The sequence below is a fragment of the Aquimarina sp. I32.4 genome (assembly GCF_002924285.1).
GTDB lineage: Bacteria > Bacteroidota > Bacteroidia > Flavobacteriales > Flavobacteriaceae > Aquimarina.
Genome location: NZ_PGUB01000238.1, coordinates 1 through 1,197, shown reverse-complemented (window position 1 = coordinate 1,197; position 1,197 = coordinate 1). Strand labels below are relative to the sequence as shown.

At 37.7% G+C, this 1,197-nt stretch carries 1 pseudogene; it reads right to left on the bottom strand.

What is annotated here, in order from left to right:
* Positions 1–879 precede the first annotated feature (879 nt).
* Positions 880–1,122 (bottom strand): annotated as a pseudogene (locus tag CVD18_RS23565) (group II intron reverse transcriptase/maturase); the annotation flags it as partial.
* Between the last annotated feature and the right edge of the window lie 75 nt (positions 1,123–1,197).

Sequence of the window (1,197 nt, the reverse complement as noted above, 5' to 3'; positions counted from 1 at the left end):
CCTACTTATCCGATCTAATAGCCTCAATATGCGATTCGTGTACCTCAGTACCGAGCTTTGTAGTCTCGCTTCCTTCACTGCATATCTCACGATAAACCAGCTTGCGACTTACTAATGGTTCAAGGCGTAACCCCTGCCCATAAGGGACTTGCACCCTCTAGATTAATTATTTATCTTCGATAAATAATAGATGCCCATGCTGGGCACACACAATGTGTATAGTGCATAAGGGTTTCAGAGGTTTTCGAGCAGCATCACCCGCATCAACTTTGGGTGGTAACTTGACAGGTTTGAAACCCGCAATCCCTTACGACACCATACACTCAACGTTGTGCCTCATCATGTCCCTTAACGAACATTAAATTTACTGGAATGAAAAAAACACTACATATATTCTTTTTATTGATTTTTTCTTTTAACGTAAGTTCTTACAAATCATTTGACCACGAAAACATTTTACTAATCGGTATCTGGGTCTATTCGGACTATTCAAATGGAACAACAAAATATGTAAAATCCAAAAGTTTCAAAAAGGATACAAGAGGAATAGAGTTTAAGAAAGATGGTATAATAATACAACGGAAAAATTTCAATCGGTGTGCAACTTCACCCTATACTCCAATGTATAAAGATTGTAATGGGCATTGGGAATTTAATACGAAATCAGTGTTTACAATTAAGCTTGACAAATGTGAAAGTGTCATTACTGAACAAAAATGGAGAATTATAAAGCTGAATAGTGAAAACCTGGAATTAAAAATATTTAATTGAGAATAAAAAGTCAAAAACGAGGCACAATCGTGTAGATGGCTCCGCCATCATTAGATAGCGGAGTGCACCTCACACACCACCTGCCATACGGGTCTCGTAACAGGCGGTTCACCAAATCGAAGTTTGCTCCTTATTTAAGTAGTCAATCATAGGAACGTATCCTTTTCTTTTGAGTCTGGATATGGTAATGGTAGTACCTAGTATAGGACTTTGAGCTACTGCCCAACCTCCCATTCGGGTTCGACTCCAAGCATATGCTTGTCCATGTTTAATCCCTAATCGAATCAGATTCTTACGTTTTCTCTCTACCTTTTTCCAATCATGCCAAATACAATACCGTAACCGATTACGCTAAAAGTATGTATTTAGCAACTATTTTTGTTTTTAACAATCTGTAATCCGCTGTTTTTAGTTTCATTAGTAGCA